This window comes from Citrobacter sp. Ce104, from assembly GCF_030334595.1.
GTDB lineage: Bacteria > Pseudomonadota > Gammaproteobacteria > Enterobacterales > Enterobacteriaceae > Citrobacter > Citrobacter europaeus.
On the sequence record NZ_JAOWDP010000068.1, the window covers coordinates 1 to 2,318 of the forward strand.

1 rRNA gene is annotated in these 2,318 nt (G+C 52.4%); it reads left to right on the forward strand.

The window, feature by feature from the left end:
- Window positions 1-2,295: ribosomal RNA gene (locus OGW16_RS18515) — 23S ribosomal RNA — on the forward strand; the annotation flags it as partial.
- Between the last annotated feature and the right edge of the window lie 23 nt (window positions 2,296-2,318).

The window sequence follows — 2,318 nt, forward strand, 5'->3', positions numbered from 1 at the left end:
ATAGGGGAGCCGAAGGGAAACCGAGTCTTAACTGGGCGTTAAGTTGCAGGGTATAGACCCGAAACCCGGTGATCTAGCCATGGGCAGGTTGAAGGTTGGGTAACACTAACTGGAGGACCGAACCGACTAATGTTGAAAAATTAGCGGATGACTTGTGGCTGGGGGTGAAAGGCCAATCAAACCGGGAGATAGCTGGTTCTCCCCGAAAGCTATTTAGGTAGCGCCTCGTGAATTCATCTTCGGGGGTAGAGCACTGTTTCGGCTAGGGGGTCATCCCGACTTACCAACCCGATGCAAACTGCGAATACCGAAGAATGTTATCACGGGAGACACACGGCGGGTGCTAACGTCCGTCGTGAAGAGGGAAACAACCCAGACCGCCAGCTAAGGTCCCAAAGTCATGGTTAAGTGGGAAACGATGTGGGAAGGCACAGACAGCCAGGATGTTGGCTTAGAAGCAGCCATCATTTAAAGAAAGCGTAATAGCTCACTGGTCGAGTCGGCCTGCGCGGAAGATGTAACGGGGCTAAACCATGCACCGAAGCTGCGGCAGCGACACTATGTGTTGTTGGGTAGGGGAGCGTTCTGTAAGCCGTTGAAGGTGTGTCGTGAGGCATGCTGGAGGTATCAGAAGTGCGAATGCTGACATAAGTAACGATAATGCGGGTGAAAAACCCGCACGCCGGAAGACCAAGGGTTCCTGTCCAACGTTAATCGGGGCAGGGTGAGTCGACCCCTAAGGCGAGGCCGAAAGGCGTAGTCGATGGGAAACAGGTTAATATTCCTGTACTTGGTGTTACTGCGAAGGGGGGACGGAGAAGGCTATGTTAGCCGGGCGACGGTTGTCCCGGTTTAAGCATGTAGGCGGGTGTTTTAGGTAAATCCGGAACACTGTTAACGCTGAGGTGTGATGACGAGGCACTACGGTGCTGAAGTAACAAATGCCCTGCTTCCAGGAAAAGCCTCTAAGCATCAGGTAACACGAAATCGTACCCCAAACCGACACAGGTGGTCAGGTAGAGAATACCAAGGCGCTTGAGAGAACTCGGGTGAAGGAACTAGGCAAAATGGTGCCGTAACTTCGGGAGAAGGCACGCTGATATGTAGGTGAAGTGATTTACTCATGGAGCTGAAATCAGTCGAAGATACCAGCTGGCTGCAACTGTTTATTAAAAACACAGCACTGTGCAAACACGAAAGTGGACGTATACGGTGTGACGCCTGCCCGGTGCCGGAAGGTTAATTGATGGGGTTATCCGTAAGGAGAAGCTCTTGATCGAAGCCCCGGTAAACGGCGGCCGTAACTATAACGGTCCTAAGGTAGCGAAATTCCTTGTCGGGTAAGTTCCGACCTGCACGAATGGCGTAATGATGGCCAGGCTGTCTCCACCCGAGACTCAGTGAAATTGAACTCGCTGTGAAGATGCAGTGTACCCGCGGCAAGACGGAAAGACCCCGTGAACCTTTACTATAGCTTGACACTGAACACTGGTCCTTGATGTGTAGGATAGGTGGGAGGCTTTGAAGCGTGGACGCCAGTCTGCGTGGAGCCAACCTTGAAATACCACCCTTTAATGGCTGGTGTTCTAACGTAGACCCGTAATCCGGGTTGCGGACAGTGTCTGGTGGGTAGTTTGACTGGGGCGGTCTCCTCCTAAAGAGTAACGGAGGAGCACGAAGGTTAGCTAATCCTGGTCGGACATCAGGAGGTTAGTGCAAAGGCATAAGCTAGCTTGACTGCGAGAGTGACGGCTCGAGCAGGTGCGAAAGCAGGTCTTAGTGATCCGGTGGTTCTGAATGGAAGGGCCATCGCTCAACGGATAAAAGGTACTCCGGGGATAACAGGCTGATACCGCCCAAGAGTTCATATCGACGGCGGTGTTTGGCACCTCGATGTCGGCTCATCACATCCTGGGGCTGAAGTAGGTCCCAAGGGTATGGCTGTTCGCCATTTAAAGTGGTACGCGAGCTGGGTTTAGAACGTCGTGAGACAGTTCGGTCCCTATCTGCCGTGGGCGCTGGAGAATTGAGGGGGGCTGCTCCTAGTACGAGAGGACCGGAGTGGACGCATCACTGGTGTTCGGGTTGTCATGCCAATGGCATTGCCCGGTAGCTAAATGCGGAAAAGATAAGTGCTGAAAGCATCTAAGCACGAAACTTGCCCCGAGATGAGTTCTCCCTGAGACTATAAGTCTCCTGAAGGAACGTTAAAGACTATGACGTTGATAGGTCGGGTGTGTAAGTGTAGCGATACATTGAGCTAACCGATACTAATGAACCGTGAGGCTTAACCTTACAACGCCGAAGATGTTTTGGCG